General features: G+C 55.1%; 12 protein-coding genes. 6 read left to right on the forward strand and 6 right to left on the reverse strand.

Annotation, left to right across the window (positions count from 1 at the left end; all coding sequences use genetic code 11):
• Window positions 1-286 precede the first annotated feature (286 nt).
• The 5 genes from ABJT94_RS12170 to ABJT94_RS12190 all read right to left on the reverse strand — a co-directional run bounded on the left by ABJT94_RS12170 (window position 287) and on the right by ABJT94_RS12190 (window position 6,762).
• A complete protein-coding gene (locus ABJT94_RS12170) occupies window positions 287-673 on the reverse strand; it encodes a hypothetical protein (protein ID WP_348483130.1) in 387 nt (128 codons plus the stop codon).
• A 448-nt stretch (window positions 674-1,121) separates the two neighbouring features.
• Window positions 1,122-2,054, reverse strand: a complete 933-nt coding sequence (locus ABJT94_RS12175) for a 5'-nucleotidase (RefSeq protein ID WP_348483181.1) — start codon at window positions 2,052-2,054, stop codon at window positions 1,122-1,124.
• A gap of 1,001 nt (window positions 2,055-3,055) precedes the next feature.
• On the reverse strand, window positions 3,056-3,739 hold the full coding sequence (locus ABJT94_RS12180) for a hypothetical protein (RefSeq protein ID WP_348483180.1): 684 nt from the start codon (window positions 3,737-3,739) through the stop codon (window positions 3,056-3,058).
• A gap of 626 nt (window positions 3,740-4,365) precedes the next feature.
• Complete coding sequence (locus tag ABJT94_RS12185; RefSeq protein ID WP_348483179.1) at window positions 4,366-5,196, reverse strand: hypothetical protein; 831 nt, start codon at window positions 5,194-5,196, stop codon at window positions 4,366-4,368.
• A gap of 657 nt (window positions 5,197-5,853) precedes the next feature.
• A complete protein-coding gene (locus tag ABJT94_RS12190; protein ID WP_348473681.1) occupies window positions 5,854-6,762 on the reverse strand; it encodes a LysR family transcriptional regulator in 909 nt (302 codons plus the stop codon).
• Window positions 6,763-6,902: 140 nt separating this feature from the next.
• Between ABJT94_RS12190 and ABJT94_RS12195 the strand changes: the two genes are divergently transcribed.
• From ABJT94_RS12195 to ABJT94_RS12220, 6 genes are all read left to right on the forward strand, one after another.
• Window positions 6,903-8,507, forward strand: coding sequence for an ABC transporter substrate-binding protein (locus ABJT94_RS12195; protein ID WP_348473683.1), 1,605 nt, complete (start codon window positions 6,903-6,905; stop codon window positions 8,505-8,507).
• Between the two features lie 4 nt (window positions 8,508-8,511).
• Window positions 8,512-9,537 (forward strand): ABC transporter permease, encoded by a 1,026-nt coding sequence (locus tag ABJT94_RS12200; RefSeq protein WP_348473685.1) that lies wholly within the window; start codon window positions 8,512-8,514, stop codon window positions 9,535-9,537.
• A complete protein-coding gene (locus ABJT94_RS12205) occupies window positions 9,534-10,412 on the forward strand; it encodes an ABC transporter permease (protein WP_348473687.1) in 879 nt (292 codons plus the stop codon). Before ABJT94_RS12200 ends, ABJT94_RS12205 begins: the two co-directional genes overlap by 4 nt.
• Before the next feature lie 2 nt (window positions 10,413-10,414).
• On the forward strand, window positions 10,415-12,073 hold the full coding sequence (locus ABJT94_RS12210) for an ABC transporter ATP-binding protein (RefSeq protein ID WP_348473689.1): 1,659 nt from the start codon (window positions 10,415-10,417) through the stop codon (window positions 12,071-12,073).
• Complete coding sequence (gene atzF, locus ABJT94_RS12215; protein WP_348473691.1) at window positions 12,070-13,893, forward strand: allophanate hydrolase; 1,824 nt, start codon at window positions 12,070-12,072, stop codon at window positions 13,891-13,893. Before ABJT94_RS12210 ends, atzF begins: the two co-directional genes overlap by 4 nt.
• Before the next feature lie 308 nt (window positions 13,894-14,201).
• The gene (locus tag ABJT94_RS12220; protein WP_348473693.1) at window positions 14,202-15,956 is read left to right on the forward strand and encodes an alpha/beta fold hydrolase; all 1,755 of its coding nucleotides are present in this window, start codon (window positions 14,202-14,204) and stop codon (window positions 15,954-15,956) included.
• A gap of 96 nt (window positions 15,957-16,052) precedes the next feature.
• Here ABJT94_RS12220 and amt read toward each other — a convergent pair whose 3' ends face one another.
• Window positions 16,053-19,454, reverse strand: coding sequence for an ammonium transporter (gene amt, locus ABJT94_RS12225; RefSeq protein ID WP_348473695.1), 3,402 nt, complete (start codon window positions 19,452-19,454; stop codon window positions 16,053-16,055).
• Window positions 19,455-19,602: the final 148 nt, after the last annotated feature.

Consider the following 19,602-nt stretch of genomic DNA (forward strand, 5'->3'; position numbering starts at 1 on the left):
AGGTTGGCTGAGCTGCTGACTTAGGTACTCACCCGATAAAAAATGCGCTTTGCGGAGTAGCCTGCGGCTTCACTGTGGGTGAAAAACCTGATTCCTGCCAAATTTTTCCATTTCGCCAGCCTACTACCAACTTCATGCAGCATGCTTCGCGACTTTTAGAAATTTCGGTCGGATTTTTTTTGCCGTCCACTATGGTGACTGTCCATTTAGTCACATAACATTGATGGCCGAGGTCACCAGCCCGGAATGCAGTGGTCTTACTCCGTTGATAAAGGAGCAGCTCTGTCTAGCGAAAGAGGACTTTGATCACCTGACGAAGCGACTGGATCAGTTGAATAAGCAGCTGCAGGAAATAGCGTCGAATAGCCCTTTGTGCCGGCTTCTGTTGACAATACCGGGCATCGGTTATCTCACCGCCACTGCCACGATCAGTGCCATCGGTCGTGGCGAGCAATTTGATCATGCCCGTGAGGTCGCGGTCTGGTTGGGCGTGACCCCGAGGCAATATGCCAGTGGTGAGAAAGGCCATATGAGTGGTATCACCAAGCGTGGTGATCGATACCTTCGAGCCTTGTTCATCCATGGTGCCAGAGCGGCTCTGTGGCGGTGTAAAAGACCCGACGATCCTGTTCTTACTTGGGCTCGACGTCTTGAGGCTCGGCGTGGCAAGCATAAAGCAATCGTTGCATTGGCCAGTCGGATGGCTCGGTTAGCCTGGACGCTTATCCAAAAGCAGGAGGTCTACCGAGCGGCTTGATGGCATAGCTTAATCAAGAGTAACCCTGCCAAAGTCCGTTGAATCGATGATGAATTAGCGGTTAATCCGCCTTGGCATCAGTCTGATTTGGACATGGTTCCAGTAAACCGAGTGGGTGTTTTAGACAGCCAAGTGCGGACCTTCATCAGGGCCCGGGAGTGAACTTGAAACAACTCCCAACCAGTAGGCCGGATATATGTCAGCACGACTGCTCTATCATTGAATAGCACGTGGTTATGGCAGTAACAGTGAAGAGGCATCGAGCCGGATGAAAATCTGGCTTAACGGACTACTGCAGCTTGACAGGTGTCGGGCGTCCATATATGTCCAGTTAGCCCAGCACGTCCTTTTTGCCAAAATTCAATTAACCGTTATTTGTAATACCAAAAGGAATATGTACTGAGGGTGCAACTTCACTTGACTTCGCTAAGTGTCCCGACTGATCATCAAAGAATATATGAGGCCGTAGGACCTCCAAAACTAATTTCTTTTCAATTCCTCCTAAGAAAAAGGCATCATTTGCCATGACCCCCCAGCTCTTTAAAGTATTGATTGCGCGTTCATGAGAAGGAGCATTTCTCGCTGTAACAATCGAAACTCTAAGGCGGTTTTTGTATGAAGGATCGGATTTTCGTTTTTCTTCTTCTGCTTTTTGAATTCTAGATACCTTTAGCAGAAACTCTTTCAAAGGCCCACCGTCGTGCGGAGTCATCACATTTGAAGTTTCATGACTATGAAACTTGGTGAGATCCCCTTCTTGCATGACAGCCTCAGACGCATCATCCGCAATAACCCCATCGAAGTCGAAAGCGATACGAAGAGTTTTGTCTTCAGGATCGTCAATTTTTTTAGAGTCCATTACATAGCCAGCAGGAAACCCTTTTGCTATTGCTTCTAAAACATCATCATTGTTTCCTGATAAAAATAGAGATATATTCAGCGCATTAATGTAATCATATGGGGATACACCCTGCTGAAATATCGCTCTACTTATACCAAGTTCATAGTGTTTAATCGAGTTCATGACTCGTATACCAGTATCAGGATCATTTCGAGAAAGAAGCACAACCTCAACCAGTGGTCCTGTAGCGGGATCACTCAGATCATTAAGTGATAGAAGACGCTTTATAAAGGAAAAGGAGATACCTTCGTTAAGAGGTTCGTCCTTATGATTTTCCTGATATTCACGGTATTTTTCTTCCCCCTGCGTCCGAAAAACCTTATCAGACTCGGTCAGATCGAACATTGCACTAGATGCAACACCAACAACAAGACGATCTTTTAGCTCGTATGGCACAAATCCTCCTTTGATCGCTATCGAGAAAATAGGCGCGTCTCATTTCGTCGGCGCCCTATATTCTATTAGTTTCGCTAAGTACCAGCATGTGAGAGTGCTCCCTAAGCGCTCCCGAGCCACCCACCTCAGCCCATTAACAGTAGCTATCAGGCACTAAACTCTGATAGCATCCTAGTGTGGGTGTCTCGACAGTGTTATTAGATCAGGTTACCCTGATACAGCCACCTCATGCCCATTAATACAAGCTATCAGAAAGCAGGCTTTAATAGTCACTAAATGTGGCTGTCCCGACATTGCCGCTCCTCGAATTGCTTGACTGGACCGGCCGCCAGATCCGCAGCGACAAACGCGGAAGCATCACACAGACTCTTCCACCCATTCTCGAACGCCTTAATATCGATTCCGAACACTGAGTCTATTACACGCAGCACTTTGAGAGCCAGTTTAAAGGGTTGGTTGGTACTGCAATCTCGGTTAAAGCCAAGTGTCAGCAGTTTGGATATCGGCGAACTCCAGGATTGGCATTAACTGAGCAACCTACCTAGCCAGAACCTCCCTCGCTATTCAATTGCCAAGGCTATCTGAGGCACTTTCATGCCCGGCAAATACAAAATCAACCAATTTTCTTTACTTCCCAGACTGATGTAAATCTGTAGTGTTGTATTGCGATCTACTGAAGCAACTCACTGACTGATTCCTAACTCTCTACTATGGTGCCTGTCCATTTAGTCCTCCTTTAGACAGCCAAGTGCGGATCTTCATCAGGGCCCGGGAGTGAGCTTGAAGCAACTCCCAACCAGTAGGCCGGATATATGTCAGCACGACTGCTCTATCATTGAGATGAACGGTGAAGGCAGTGCAATAGAAGCAGCTTAGTGCCAGACCAACATCTGGCTTAACGGACTACTGTGGCTTGACAGGTATCGGGCGTCCATATATGTCTCGGCAAGGTCCCTGAGGTGCCTGCCCTCTTGGCTTACCAAAGATTATTCGGGCTACTATCAATTTCCCTTAATAAACCTGGTTCCTTTCAAAATAAAATTTTCCTTCTCATCCCCATCCATATCTTTGAAATCCACAATATGTTTTTCTGTTCTTTCTGAAAGTAAGTTAAAAAAGTAAAGTTCGTCTTCGCCACTCTGTTCCAAAGTTTCACCTGAGGGGTCTTCTAATTCCATTATCTCTTTTAATGCCATGCAGCAAGCTGCAATACGACCTTGTCTTTCCCTAAGCGAAATTATCCGCTCGAACGAGCTCTCTTCTAATGACTCATGTTCGTCTTCAAATGCGTTTTCGATTACTAGATCCCAATATCCAGAATACGATTCGTTTCTATTAAAAAATTCTCGCACCTGGTTTGATAGTTCTGATCCAATATCATCATCTTCAGACTCATCATCCGTATTTATATTTACATTACCTTCCAAACTGACATCTTGTCTGCGACTACTTGCTACTTTGGTCCCTTCACCTGTTTCATTTTTCAACTTGATATTCGCAGCAGCTTGACCACCTGCCCAGCCGATTATCAACTCGACAAACGTTGCGACTGCCCAGGGTCCAAATACAAATCCCCATCCTACTGAAATTAAAATCACTACAATAATGGATGCAGTAGGGCCTAAGAAAATCCTTAGTGCTCCTCCAATGAAAATAAATGCAATGAAAAACTCGAAACTGAACATAGGATTTTCCCAATATATGTCATTAAAGTGACTGCACATTTAGTCTGTTTAAAGGGTTGGTTGGGCACTGAAATCTCGATGAAAGCCAAGTGCCAACAGTTCGAATATTGGCGAGCACCAGGATTGGCATTAGCTACTCAACCTACCTAGCCAAAACATCCCTCACTATTTAATTCACAGGGCCACCTGAGACACTTCTGTGCCTGGAAACCACGAAAATCAGCCAAGCTCCTTTAAATTACCAGACGGAGGTGAATTGGTAGTGCCGTTTTTCAGACTACAGATTTAATTCGCGGCCTGTTATCCAATCTTCTACTGAGGTGCCTGTCCATTTAGCTGCTCTAGGCTACTCTACCTACCTAGCCAAAACATCCTTCATTATTTAATTCACAGGGCCACCTGAGGCAATTCGTGTCTGGAAACCACGAAAAGCAGCCAATCTCCCTTAAATTACCCGACAGCCATAAATCGGTAGTGCTGCTCTGCAAACTACTGATTCAATTCACAGCCTGTTTTCTAACCCTCTACTGAGGTACCTGTCCTTCTAGCTCGCCACCACTCAAAGTTAGTGACCACTAATGTACATATCCCAATAGCCCTACTACAAGCGAAAACAAGAAAACAGTTTACTCCGGCAAGGTTTGATATGAAAAAGTAACTTCGCCTGTGGCTATTTCCCAAGCTAAGTTACTTGTGAAATGTCCTCCGCCTTTAACCTTACTACTGTACTTGGCCATGCCAGTCTTTTTTTCGACATCGTCGCTAAAAGTACATTCTTTCCAATTTAACCTAACTGCTTTTGGTGTACCTTTTCCACCTAGATCAAAGATAGTGGCATTATACTGAGTTTCCATTGCGCCAATTATCATCTTAAGTTGACTTAAAGAGTCCTCAGTCTTACTTCGTGAATCACTGACGATATTTAATATTGAACGTAGTAGTTCCTTGTTGGATTCTAAACCCTCATTGCCCGTCGTTTGCAGATTAGAAATAAGGCTCCAGTTATAGAAAAACTCTTTCTTGTGTGCATCAAATAATCTTAGGAGTAAGTTACCATCGAATGGCTTGTCTAAGCTCCTATTGATACTTTCTAGCAACCGAAATAAATCTGTTTCGTTAATACGGCTTCCTTGGTAAAAACGCAATGGTCCCGTTTCATCAATCTCTAAGTTATCATCTAGCCACATAGGGAAAATCTTGGATGTTAAGCCTTTGCTTGCAAACGCACCAGCTTCAAATTGAAGCCATTGAGATTTCGTATTTCCTTTTGTCAGTAGAAAGAGGCCTAACTGTGCTTCTTGAAGCTGTTTAAGGATAACTTCTAGGAAGTTTGCACCCTTCTCAATTTCATCAGATATAAAAAAGTCCAAACTTGGAAACACCAAAGGTAGCCATTTCCTTAAGATAATCGACATTTCTTTAGACTTAGGTCCGGACCAACTAATAAATATTTTCACAGATATGCTCCATATACCTTCAGAGTCAGCTTCGATTTCGCTTAAGTTACCACCATGATTGTCCTTAATGCACGTTATTGCATATCAGAAGGCAATGCCGCTCGACCATGGCTGTGATGCGTAGTCCATGACCTCGATCCTAAGACCTAGTTTTCAACTCTCATAAAGCCAGATTGACCACTAAAGTGACTGTCCTATTAGTCGCTGCAAACCTTCAGGCTATCCAAGACAGCCTATCAAATCTGCAATATATCCAATGGAATATCCTGCATATGCCACACATTCCCAAACGTCTATTACGCACGACTTAAAGTGGTATCACTACTGGCTGGGTACAGGCCAAAATTAAGTGATCTCATTCGGATCAGGTGTTCCTTAAATTCACAGTAACAAACCCAACGAAAATCGATCAAACTCGCTACCGCCCGGCCGGTTACATAGCAAACCAAGTCAAAAATAAGTTGTTCATCCACCATGGCACTCTGTGACGAAGTTGGCAAGTAATTATCTGCTGAGAGGCGCGTTTGCGCCCCTCCAAGGGATACGACGTTCTCGGGTTAAACGGGTGAGGTATCGGGAATCGGGTTCAGTGGTTTGTTTTGCTTCCTGTCGCCTAAGGGACTGACTGCTCACAAAAGAAGGTTTGGCTCAGTTGGCTCACCCCCGCCTACCATCCAACCCCTCCAAAGCAACAGAAAGCTGCATAGCAAACCTTGCCGTAGCCACCGGCAACACCCTCCCCTTCAACTGCCCCAACAACAAATGCCCCACCGGCACATCCCTTGCGGAAAGCTCGCGAAAAACCAACCCATCATCCAGCGCCGGCTGCAAGCCAATGGGTATCTGAAACCCCACCACCTGTTCATGCCTTACATAGTGGCGTATCAACTCGAACGATTCGGTCTCTATCACCGGGGTAATGGCTCGGCCCTGGGTTTTGGCGGCTCTGTCCAGCAGGTTGCGCACGCCGTATTCGGTAGCGGGCAGTATGTGGGGGTGTTCCAGGCAGTCGCGCAGGCGCAGGTCGGTTTTTTGGGCAAGGGGGTGGTCGGCGGCGAATACGGCGCACACGCGTTGGGGAATGCTGTGCATTACGTCGAAGTCGACCAGGTGTTCCGGTTCAAACACCAGGGCCAGGTCGCTGCTGAAGCCGGCCAGTTCGCGCTCTACCTGGCTGCGGTCTCGCACTTTTATAGAGAACGTAACGCCCGGGTAGTCGCGCCGGTAGCGGGCCATCTGGTCGGGCATGAAGTAGGGCACCAGCGCCTGGGAGCAAGCCAGTGTTACGTGGCCCCGGCGCATGCCGGACAGGTCGGATACAAGGCTTTGCACGCGCTGCAAGTCGGATTTCTGAGTGCGGAAGTGTTGCAGCACCAGTTCACCGGCGGGGTTCAGGCGCACGCCGCGCGTTAGGCGTTCGAACACCGGGGCCCCGAATTCTTCTTCGAAGCGGGCAATGCGGCGGTTCAGGGCCGAGGCGGTGATGTTGGCGTCTTCGGCGGCTTTGCGGATGGAGCCGGCGCGGGAAACGGCTTCAATCAGTTGAAAGGTATAAAGGTGGCGCATGAGCAGGCCTTTCTATGGAAGTGGTGCATTTAATGAACCGGAAGTGTGAATTAATAGCATTTCCCGAACCACCGGTAAAGCGGCAGTATCGGGGTACTAAACACTGATGCACACCCGTACCGCAACCGCTGGAGCCAGCCATGACTGACACGAATCGCCGTACCTTCCTGAAAACCACCGCACTGGGCGCCGCCTCGCTGCCTTTTCTGAAAGTGATGCCTGCCATGGCGGAATCGGGCGGTACCCTGGTGGTGGTATCGGGGCAAACCATCAACAGCCTCGACCTGCACCGGGTGGGCACCAACCGGGCCAGTTATCAGGTGGCCATTAACTGTTACGACCGCCTGGTCAGCTTCAGCACCAAAACCCTGCCCAGCGGTGAACTCTCGTACGATTACGAATCCATCGTGCCGGAACTGGCCGAAAGCTGGAGCCTGTCGGACGATGGCCTGGTCATCACCTTTAAGCTGAAGCCCAACGCTACCTTTTGGGATGGCCGCAAGGTTACCGCCGAGGATGTGAAATGGTCGTTCGACCGGGCCGTGTCGGTCGGCGGTTTCCCGACCACGCAAATGCGCGCCGGTGGTTTGAGCCGGCCAGATCAGTTTGCCGCGCTCGATGCCGAAACCTTCACCGTCACGCTCGATTTCCCATCGAAGCTGTCACTGCCCGACTTGGCCGTACCGGTACCGTTCATCATTAACGCCGAGGTCGCCAAGGCCAATGCCACGGCCGATGACCCCTGGGCCATGGAATACCTGCACCAAACGCCTGCCGGTTCCGGTGCCTTTAAAGTGGCCCGCTGGGACCAGGGGCAACAACTGGTGTATGAACGCAACGACGATTGGGTTGGCGGCCCCTTGCCCGCCACCCAACGGGTGATCGTGCGCGAAGTGCCCAGCCAGTCTACCCGGCGTGCCCTGATCGAACGCGGCGATGTACAGGTCTCGTTTGATATTCCAGACCGGGATGCCGCTGAACTGGCCGATAAGATGACGGTGCACTCTACCCCCATTGAAAACTGCATTCACTGCGCCTGTTTGAACACCGCTTTTGAGCCCTTTCAGGATGCGAACGTGCGCAAGGCCATCGCCTGGGCCATTCCCTACGAGGCCATTTTTAACACCGCCGCCTACGGCCGGGGTGCACCGATGTGGGGTGGCCCGGACACCGTGACCGATACTCAATGGCCACGCCCCTTCCCATACAACACCAACCTGGATACCGCGCGTGAGTTTTTGGCGAAATCGAACTACGCGAATGGCTTTGATGTACCGTTGTCGATCAGTCTGGATCTGGCCGCCTGGATGGAACCTACTGCCCTGCTGATTCAGGAAAGCCTGGCGACCATCGGCATCAATTGCACCATCGAAAAAATACCGGGCGCGAACTGGCGCACCGTGGCACTGGTCGATAAATCGCTCGCCTTCCATCTGGAAAACTTCGGCGGCTGGCTGAACACGCCCGATTACTATTTCTTCTGGGCCTACCAGAAAGACAAGCTGTTTAATTCCTCGAACTACTACAACGAGGAAGTCGAAGAACTCACCAACCGTACTCTGCACATGCCGATGGATCACCCCGAATACGCAGCGTTGATTCAGCGCATGTTCGAGATAGTGATCGACGACATTCCGCGGATTCCGTTGTGGCAGCCTGCGTTGAACGTGGCGTTGAACGGCGCGACGGATTACGAATTCTGGTTCCACCGCCAGTTGGATGCACGGCCAATCGCCGGGGTGTAATGTCATGAATGCTCAGCTTCGCTCCGTATTCTGGCGCATTCTGCAAACCCTGCCGGTGGTGTTCGGCGTGGTGGTCATCAGCTTCGTGCTGACCCGGGCCTTGCCCGGGGACCCGGCCGTTTACTTTGCCGGCGCCATGGCCGATGAACAGTCGATCGAGGAAGTGCGCGTCGCGCTCGGGCTCGATAAACCCCTGTGGCACCAGTTCTTCCTCTACGTGGGGGACTTGCTGCAAGGGGACCTGGGCAATTCCATCTCGACCGGCCAGCCGGTGCTGACGGATCTGGCCATGCGCTTGCCCGCGTCACTGGAACTCACGCTGTTTGCTCTGGTGCTGGCCTGCGCCATTGCCATTCCGCTGGGTGTGCTGGCGGCAGTGCGGCAGGGTTCGTGGGTCGACCATCTGTGTCGGGTGCTGGTCACCGCCGGTGTGTCATTGCCGACGTTCTTTACCGGTATTTTGCTGATTTACGTGTTTTATTATTTGCTTGGCATTGCGCCTTCGCCGCTCGGCCGCCTGGATTTTATTTATTTCGAACCACCGCGGGTGACCGGTTTTTACCTGATTGATAGTTTGATTGATGGTGACCCGGAAACCTTTTTCGCCGCGCTGCGCCAACTGATTTTACCGGCCACCACCCTCGCGCTGTTTACGCTCGCACCCATCGCCAGAATGACGCGGGCGTCGATGCTAACCGCCCTGTCGTCTGACTACATTCGCACCGCTCGGGCGGCGGGGTTATCCGGTGCCATGGTGTTGTTTGGGTATGCCTTTCGCAATGCGTTGCTGCCGGTCGTTACCACGCTCGGCATGGTGTTTTCGTTTGTGCTCGGCGCCAACGTGCTGGTGGAAAAGGTGTTCGCCTGGCCGGGCATTGGCTCCTACGCGGTGGAAGCGCTGGTGGTGTCGGATTACGCGGCCATTCAGGGGTTTGTACTGGCCATGGCGTTGCTGTTCGTGTTTTTGAATCTGGTGATCGATCTGAGCTACACGCTCATCGACCCGCGCATAAGGTTTAACGCCAAATGACCACCACTACCGCCTCTTCCGTTTCCCGCCAGAGTGGCCTGTGGGCGCACCTTGTGTATGTGCTGCGCGATAACCCGGTCACCTTGTTGTCGTTCGCGTTGTTCGCGTTCTTTGTCGGTTCGGCCGTGTTTGGCCCGCTGCTGGTGCCGTACGACCCGCTCGCCACCAACGCGGCGCAGGCGCTGCAACCGCCCAGCTTCAGCCACTGGTTCGGGACCGATAACCTTGGCCGCGATGTGTTCAGCCGGGTGATTGTCGCCACGCGTCTGGACCTGAGTATTTCCGTCGCCGCCGTGGCGCTCTCGTTCGTCATCGGGTCGGTGCTCGGCGCCATCGCCGGTTACTGGGGCGGCTGGCTGGATGCGGTGCTGAACCGGGTGTTCGATACCATTATGGCGTTTCCGCTGTTCGTGCTGGCCATGGGCATTGTGGCGGCGCTCGGCAATACCATCGAAAACATCGTGTACGCCACCGCCATCATCAACATTCCGTTTTATGCCAGGCTGGTGCGTGCCGAGGTGAACATTCGGCGGGAATCCGGTTTCGCGCTGGCCGCCCGGCTCTCCGGTAACTCGCACTGGCGCGTGCTGGCGTTTCACATTTTCCCCAATGCCTTGCCACCGATGATGGTGCAAGTCTCGCTGAACCTCGGCTGGGCGATTCTGAACGCGGCGGGCCTGTCGTTCATTGGCCTAGGCGTGCGCCCGCCCGAACCCGAGTGGGGCATTATGGTGGCCCAGGGCGCGGACTTTGTGGTCTCCGGCCACTGGTGGGTCGCGTTGTTCCCCGGCCTGTGGCTGATGCTGGCGGTGTTCACCTTCAATTTAATGGGCGACGGGCTGCGCGACATTGTCGACCCGCGCCGGAGGACCTGATCATGCTGTCGATCAAAGACCTGTCGGTTGGCTTTCGCACCCGCCGTGGCGACGTACAGGCGGTGCGCGGCATCAGCCTGGAACTGGCCAAGGGGGAAACCCTGGGCATCGTCGGCGAGAGTGGTTCCGGTAAGTCGGTCACCTCGTTCGCGCTGATGCGCATTCTGGATGCGGGCGGGTCCATTACCGCCGGTGAAGTGACTTACAGCGGCATCGATTTACGCCGCGCCAGCGAACGGGACATGCGCACCGTGCGTGGCCGTGAAATCTCGATGATTTTTCAAAACCCGCGCGCGGCCCTGAACCCGATTCGCAAAGTCGGCCACCAGATCGAAGACGTGCTGCGCCAGCACGCGCGCGCCACCCGAAACGACGCGCGCGAAAAAGCCATTCAGGCGCTGCGCGATGTGCGCATCAACGACCCGGAAGCGCGTTACCACGCCTACCCCTTTGAGCTGTCCGGCGGCATGTGCCAGCGCATTGTTATTGCCCTGGCACTGGCGTGCGATCCGCGCCTGCTGATTGCCGATGAACCAACGACCGGCCTCGACATCACCACCCAGAAAGCGGTGATGGATTTAAGCCAGGAGCTGATTCGAGCACGCGGCATGGGGTCGATTCTGATCACGCACGATTTGGGTCTGGCCGCTCAGTATTGCGACCGGCTGGCGGTGATGAAAGACGGCGAAATCGTCGAAACCGGCCCCGCCCAACAGGTATTTGCCGACCCGCAACACGAGTACACCCGCCGTTTGGTCGAAGCCACACCCCGGCCCGATGCCACGGTGCGCAGCTTGCTTCCGGAAGACCGTCGGCCGCCCGAACTCACCCACACGCCCAGTGAAACGCCCTTGCTGGAAGTGCGCGATTTGCGCAAGACCTACGCCGGTAAAGCCGGCCCGGTGCACGCGGTGAAGGGCATTTCTTTTACCGTGAACCAGGGCCAGAGCGTTGGCCTGGTGGGCGAAAGCGGCTGCGGTAAGTCGACCACGTCATCGATGCTGGTGCGCCTGCTCGATACCACCGACGGCGAGATTCTGTACCAGGGGACGGACCTGGCGCAGATACCCGCCGAACAGTTTGGCAAACACCCGCTGCGCGGCGACATTCAGATGGTGTTTCAGGACGCGACCGACAGCCTGAACCCCAGGCACAGTGCCCGCGCCTGCATCGCCGAGCCGTTACGTCGGCTGGCCGGTTTGCGCGGTAAGGCCGTGCATGAACGCGTTGAGGAACTGGCCGAGCTGACCGGCCTGCCCGCCAACCTGCTCGACCGGTTTCCGCATCAGCTCTCCGGCGGGCAAAAAGCCCGCGTCGGCATTGCCCGCGCCATTGCGCTCGATCCGAAATTTCTGATTTTGGATGAACCCACCGCCGCGCTCGATGTGTCGATTCAGGCGGTGATTCTCAATCTGCTGGCCGACCTGCGTGCGCGCCTCGGCATGAGCTACCTCTTCGTCAGCCACGACCTGAACGTGGTGCGCCTGCTGTGCGATGAAGTGATCGTTATGCAGAACGGCGAAGTGGTGGAAGCCGGCCCCACCGAACAGGTGATGTCGGCCCCGCAACACCCTTATACCCGCGCCTTACTGGCGGCCGCACCTCGCCCGCCCGAGCGCCTGAACACCACCCCCCTACTGCACGAGGTGCACAACGCATGACGACCCACCCAACCTCTGCCGCGCCGCTGGCCACTCTGCCCTTTACCCTGGCCTCACTGCGCAGCGTGTATGCCGATCGCACCCATACGCCCCGCGAGATTATCACCGAGTTTTATCGCCGCCTGCGAGCGGTGGGCGACGCCGGCATTTTCATTCACTTGCCAGACGAAGCCGAAGCGCTGCAGCAAGCCGATGCGCTTGGCGCGTTCAACAAAGACCAACCGCTTTGGGGCATTCCGTTTGCGGTGAAAGACAACATCGACGTGGCCGGCATGCCCACCACGGCCGCCTGCCCGGCTTTTGAATACGCACCGGAAACCGATGCCCACGTTATCGCCTGCCTGCGCGCAGCCGGGGCCATTCCGGTTGGCAAAACCAACCTCGATCAGTTCGCCACGGGCCTGGTGGGCGTGCGCTCGCCTTACCCGCCGCCACGCAACGCGGTCGACCCGAACATCGTGCCCGGCGGCTCATCATCCGGTTCGGCGGTGGCGGTGGCGCATGGGCTGGTACCGTTCTCGCTGGGCACCGATACCGCCGGTTCCGGCCGCGTGCCCGCCGCCCTGAACAACCTGGTCGGGCTGAAGCCAACGCTGGGCGCCATCTCGACCCGGGGCGTGGTGCCGGCCTGCCGCTCACTGGATGCCGTGTCGATCTTCGCGACCTCCACCGCCGATGCGCTGGCCGTGCTCGCCATCGCCAGCGATTACGACGCCGCCGATGCCTACGCCCGGCCGCTGCCCAAACCCGCGATGACAACAGCCGCGCTCAACCCGCTTGTGGGCGTTCCGGATGCGAAGAGCCTGCGGTTTTTTGGCGATGACGCACAAGCTTTAGCGTTCGATGCCACGCTCGCTCAATTGGAAGCTCACGGCGCGCGCCTCGAACGCATCGATTTCACGCCGTTCTATCAAGTGGCCGATTTGCTCTACCACGGCGCCTGGATCGCCGAGCGCACCCTGGTGATTGATGACTTGTTAACCAACACACCGGAGGCTGTTCACCCAGTCACCCGGCAGATCATCGAACCCGGCCAGAAGCTGACGGCGATGGATGCGTTCAAGGGGCTGCACCAGTTGCAGGCCCTGAAAAAAGTCTGTCAGCCATTAATCGACCGGTTCGACTTTTTTTGCGTGCCGAGCATCCCGACGTTCTACACCACGGCGGATCTGGAGGCCGACCCCATCGGCCCGAACAATAACCTGGGCACCTACACCAACTTTGTGAACCTGCTCGACTTGTGTGCTCTGACCGTACCCTGCCCACCCCTCAGCGATGGCCGCCCCGGCAGCGTTACCCTGATCGGCCCCGCCGGCAAAGATGCACAGCTCGTCGCCGAAGCCCGGCAACTGGAAACCTGGGCCAACGTCAGCCCCGGCAACACCGGTTGGCCCTGTGCGCCTGCAAAGGCGGTCGAGCCAGCCGCAAACGATGATGAACTGATTCTGGCTGTTTGCGGTGCCCATATGTCGGGTTTGCCGCTGAACCATGAACTGACCTCTCGCGGCGGGCGCTTTATCGAACGCACCGAAACGGCACCGAACTATAAATTGTTCGCGCTGGCCGGTGGCCCGCCTTACCGGCCCGGTATGGTTCGGCAGGAAACCGATGGCGTGGCTGTCGCACTGGAACTCTGGGCGCTGCCGAAAACAGCGGTGGGGGATTTCATGGCGGGCATTCCGGCACCGCTGGGTATTGGTACCGTGGTACTCAGCGACAACCGGCAAGTGAAAGGCTTTATGTGTGAAGCTGCCGGGCTAAATGGGGCCGAAGATATCTCAAAGCTGGGTAGCTGGCGGGTGTTTTTGCAGTCGGCTTAATGCCTTGCCAGCGCCTGGGTGCGATGCACCGGGCGCTGGCGTTTGCCCTACCTTGAATCATCGTTTGCTATAAGTCCGGGCGGGCCATTTCTCTGACACCTCAACGCTGTGACTTTCTCTCAATAAACGACGGACACTGTCACCTAGCCTCTCCAGAAACCTGGTAATACCTCATTTAAATTCCACTATGCGAAACCTTATTCTGTTTTTGTAGACATCGGAAAACCAATTCGGTATACCTGTGCCGAACTCGATTTCGAAGATATTCGAACTCAATAACGACAAAAAACGAAAATCAGGAACCTGCTATGTCTACAACCCTAAGAACGGCCCTGATCGGCATCGTGCTGATTCTGCTCGGTGGCTTTCTCGCGAATCGCATTCAATCTGTTTCCGGAGAGGTGGATGTCAGCACCGTCCGGTTTGCCGGTAACAACGGGCTGATCACCCATGCACGGCTCTACGTGCCGAACGGGGTCACCAATGACAACCCGGCGCCGGGTATTGTGGCCATTCACGGCTACATCAACTCCAACGAAACCCAGTCGGGATTCGCCATTGAGTTTGCCCGCCGCGGTTATGTGGTGCTGGCGCCCGACCAGACTGGCCACGGCTATTCAGACGCACCGGCTTTCGCCAACGGCTTTGGCGGTATGGATGCACTTGCTTACATGCAAACGCTGCCGTTTGTGGATACCGACAACATCGGTCTTGAAGGCCACTCGATGGGCGGCTGGTCGTCACTGGTCGCCGCTTCTGTCCTGCCGGATGCCTATAAATCGATCGTGATTGAAGGCTCGTCGACCGGCACCTTTGGCGCGCCTGACGGCACTGCCACCTGGCCTCGTAACCTGGCCGTGGTGTTCTCGGCCTACGATGAGTTTTCGCAACTGATGTGGGGCGTTGAAGTTCCGACTGATATTCGTTCTACGGACAAACTGAAGACGCTGTTTAATACCGACGAAACCATTGAACCTGGCAAGCTCTATGGCGATATCGACGCCGGCACGGCCCGCATTTTGTACCAGCCACCGGTCACTCACCCGGGCGATCACCTGTCGACCGAAGCCATTGGCTACGCCATCGACTGGTTTGATCGCACGCTGGAAGGCGGGCAACCTATTCCCGCATCAGACCAGATCTGGATGTGGAAAGAACTCGGCACCTTGCTGGCGCTGGTGGGCATGGTGTTGCTGATTCCCGCCGTCATTCCCGGGTTGGCGAAAACAGCGCCGTTCCAGTCACTGCAAGGCACACCGGCCGAGCCGAAACCCATTGTTGGCGGCGGCTGGTGGGTTGGCGCCCTGGTGTTCATGGCGCTGCCGGTCGTGACGTTGTTCCCGTTCAAGGGGTTCAGTGAAGCCTGGGGCTGGCAGGCCAGTGCCTGGTTGCCGCAAAACATCACCACTCAGGTGATGGTGTGGGCGCTGGGGGTTGGCATTATCTCTCTGGTCTTGTTCATGCTTTGGCACACACTGCTGAACCGGCAAACCGGTGCAACGGCGCGCCATTATGGGTTGGCCACCAGCCAGGGTTTCTCGTTTTCGGTTGTGGTCCGCTCGCTGGGTCTGGCGTTGGCAGTCGTCGGTGTGCTGTACGCGTCACTGATCGCCACGGCTTATGTGTTTGATACCGACTACCGGTTCTGGGTATTCGCCATTAAGCCGCTGAGCGCATTGCAGTTGCGTATTGCCCTGGTTTACGCCGTGCCCTTCAGCCTGTTCTTTACCGTGGTTGGCATTCTGCTGCATGGCCAGTTGCGCAAAGGAGACTGGAGCTTCCGGCGGGAATTGTTCGTCAACTGGGTACTGCTGATGGGCGGTTACGCTGTGCTACTGATCGTTCAGTACACGCCCTTGTTCCTGGGCGGCAGCATGACCATAGCCTCTGAACCGCTGTGGACCATCATCGCCTTCCAGTTCCTGCCGCTGATGACCATTGCCGCCCTGGTGTTTACTGTGGCGTACCGGACCACCGGCACGGTGTACACCGGTGCGTTCATCAACGGTTTGCTGGTAACCGGTGTGGTGGTTGCCAGCCAGGCAACTCACTACGCGTTCTGAGGGCCAATGGCCTGATTACGCCTTAACACCTGCCAAAAAAACTGCGCCCCCGGAACTGTGCTTCCGGGGGCGTACCTTGCTAACAGCCTGGGATGCTCAACGCGGCATCATTCTGACATCACTCAAACTCGCCAGCGGCATGGGCTTACCAAGATGGAAACCCTGCGCAAAGTTAATGCCGAGCCGGCAGAGTTCATCCCGAATGTCGGCCGATTCAACGAATTCGGCGATGGTTTTCAGCCCCATTTCCTGGCCAATATTATTGATGGAAGCCACCATCACGTTGGCCGTTGAATCGTTGCAAATGTCTTTGACAAAAACACCGTCAATTTTGATGTAGTCCACCGGTAAATTCTTCAGATAACCAAATGAAGACACCCCGGAACCAAAGTCATCCAACGAAAATTCACACCCTATGGCGTTCAATGTCGCCATAAAATGAAGCGCACTGCTCAGGTTGGCGATCGCACTGGTTTCCGTAATTTCAAAGCAAACCGATTCCGGTGGTACCTGGTGGTGCTCCATCAGCTGCAAGACAAACGCCAGAAACTCAGGGTTGGTGAGCGAATCGGCCGTTAAATTAATGGAGTAGTGACCAGGCGACTGACGTTTCCGGCGATGATAGTCACCAATCCAGGCCAGAATATTGGAGACGACCCAGCGGTCGATGGCAGTGGCCACGTTGTAACGCTCCGCCGCTGGCATAAAGGCACCCGGAGGAATAATGGTGCCATGGGTGTCCAGCATGCGCACCAGCACTTCGTAGCGAGGAATGGTTTTGCCGTCTGCTTTGAGTGGGACAATCGGTTGAACGTATAGGCGGAGGCGATCGTTATCCAGTGCTGAATGGATTCGATTTACCCATTGCATTTCATCCTTGCGCTCCAGCAGTTGGCTGTCGTCGGGCTCAAACAGGTGCACCCGGTTGCGCCCTGCTTCCTTGGCGGCATAACAGGCCGCATCGGCCGCGCTCAGCAGCGGCGCCAGGCTCATGCCATGGTCACTCACCGGCACCAGCCCAATGCTAACGCCCACGGCGAAGGATTGATTACTCCAGAAAAACCGAAAATCCGTCACCAGTTCGCGAATGCTCTCAGCAACGTGCAGGGCCTCTTCCACGTCACACCGGTGCAGCAGAATTCCGAATTCATCTCCGCCCAGGCGAGCGAGCACGTCGACGTCTCTGACCCGGCTGCGGAACAGCGCCGCAAGCTGTCGCAGCAGTTCATCCCCGGCGATGTGTCCGCAGGTGTCATTGACGACTTTGAACTGATCCAGGTCGAGGTAACACATGACGTGCGCGTGTTCGGTTTCCTGCGCATCGGACAACAACTGCGACAAAATTCGCTCGAATTCGGCGCGGTTAATCAACCCGGTAAGGGCATCATGTGACGCCTGATAACTGAGATCCCGGGCCAGTTGGCGCGGTATGGTGATGTCACTGAAGGTGAGCACGGCGCCGATCAGCCGGCCTTCGGAATCGCGAATCGGGGCGGCGGCATCCTGAACGGAAATGCTCTTGCCATCCCGGCGGTGCAAGGCACGATGAACCGCGTTGGTGTTACCCCTGCGGTTGGCCGAACGTCGCATCAACCGGGATACTGGGTTCTCCAGTGGTTCACCGGTTACCTCATTCACCAGTTCATACACGTCGGTCAGGGGTTGGTCGGCGGCGTCCGCCATCGGCCAGCCGGTTAGCTCTTCGGCGACCGGGTTCATATAGGTTATTCGACCGGCTCTGTCGGTAGTAATCACACCATCGGCCACGGCCGCCAGGGTCACCTGGGCCAGATTTTTTTCGTTGTACAACTGGTCTTCCATCCGGCGCCGTTCGGTAATATCTCTCACGATGCCGGTATAGTGCCCGGGCCCTTCGTCGGTACCCAGCGTTACCGTTAATTCAGCCAAAAAGGTGCTGCCGTCCCAGCGACGACACTGAACTTCCTGCCGGGTCTCACCGCCCGGTAATGGCAACAGGGTTTCAGGCTGCCAGTTGTCTTCGACCAATAGCTGGTGCAGGCGCACTGTCCCGGTTTCTCCCGGCAAGGCAAACAGCCGCTGTGAACCCGGATTAAAACTGGTCAACAAGCCGTCGGCCTGGAAGGTAACAATGCCATCTCGAATGTCGCGCACAATCGCCTGGGTTTTCTCCACCGCCAGACCCAGCGCCCGAATCACCCGGTTATACTGACTGGCAATCTGACCCACTTCCGTAAAGGGTTCGACCGGCACTTCACCGTGAAAATCACCGGCGCGGGCATCGCCTTCCATGTGCTCCAGCAATTCAATCAGTTCAGTGCGGGTGCCGTGTTCGGAAATATTCAAACCCAACCGTTCTGCCTCCGGTGTAACCCGCAATGGTATGCGCCGCTTCATCAGCCAGAACACCAGGTAGGCAACACCAAAACTCCAGGCGGCGCACACCAGAATGCCTTTAACTTGCACCAATAATTGCTCAGCGACGCTCAGCCCGGTACCCAGTATCTCGGGGTCACCAAACAATGCCACCGCCAGCGTGCCCCAGATACCTGCGGCCAGATGCACGGGCACAGCACCAACGGCATCGTCCAGGCGCCAGCGCAACAGGGCGGTCTCAGCCAACTTCATGACCAGCCCGCCAACAGCCCCGATCAACACAGCGTCCGGAGCAGAAATAGCGTGAGCGCTGGCAGTAACCGCCACCAGTCCGGCCAACAGGCCATTGATGGGTTGAATGGCATCGGTGAAGCCGCGCAGGCGCCAGTTCAACGCAATAACCACCGCGACACCGGCTACCCCGCCCAACAAGGTGTTGACCACAATTCCGGGTACCGCCGCGTTGGCGCTGAGGGTGCTGCCACCATTGAAACCAAACCAGCCAAAAAACAGCAACAGCGCGCCGAGCATGGCCATGGGCAGGTTGGAGCCGGGAATCGTAAGGGATGGGTCATCCTGGTCGAAGCGCCCTGAACGCGGGCCGATCAGCATAAGCACCGCCAGAGCAACCCACCCGCCAACACTGTGAACCACGGTAGCGCCAGCAAAGTCGACAAAGCCGGCCGCGCCCAACCAGCCCTGGCCATCGGCAAAACTGCCCGCCCACACCCAATGCCCGAACACCGGGTATATAAGCCCGGCCACCAAAGCCCCCAAGGTAAGGTAAACGCCAAATCGCAACCGTTCTGCGGTCGCCCCGGAAATGATGGTGACCGAGGTGGCGCAGAACATGGCCTGAAACAGGAAGAAGGCCGACAACCAGGCATCGGTATGGCCAACATCGGGTAGAAAGTGGCTGGTACCCCACCAACCGGTCTGGCTGAGTCCAAACATAATGCCAAATCCATACAGCCAGTAGAGCAATACCGACAACGCAAAATCCGCCATGTTTTTAAGCGCAACGTTAATGGCGTTCTTGCTGCGGGTGAGGCCGGCTTCCAGGCACAGGAAACCCAGCTGCATATTGAAGACCAGGGCTGAACAGAGCACCAGCCAGAAGACATCGAAGAGCGGTTTTTCCATGAAGCGGCTACCTAACCAGCGGTTGCATCATTAACCCTCAGTAATACAAGGCTCCGGATCAAACCCTGTTCTAGCAAGATTCAAACCATCCGAAAGCGCCCGCAGTGGTGATCGGCCATGCCCTTTTCGAACCCCGATGCACCAGGGT

The sequence above is a fragment of the Saccharospirillum sp. genome, assembly GCF_039982735.1.
Taxonomy (GTDB): domain Bacteria; phylum Pseudomonadota; class Gammaproteobacteria; order Pseudomonadales; family Natronospirillaceae; genus Saccharospirillum.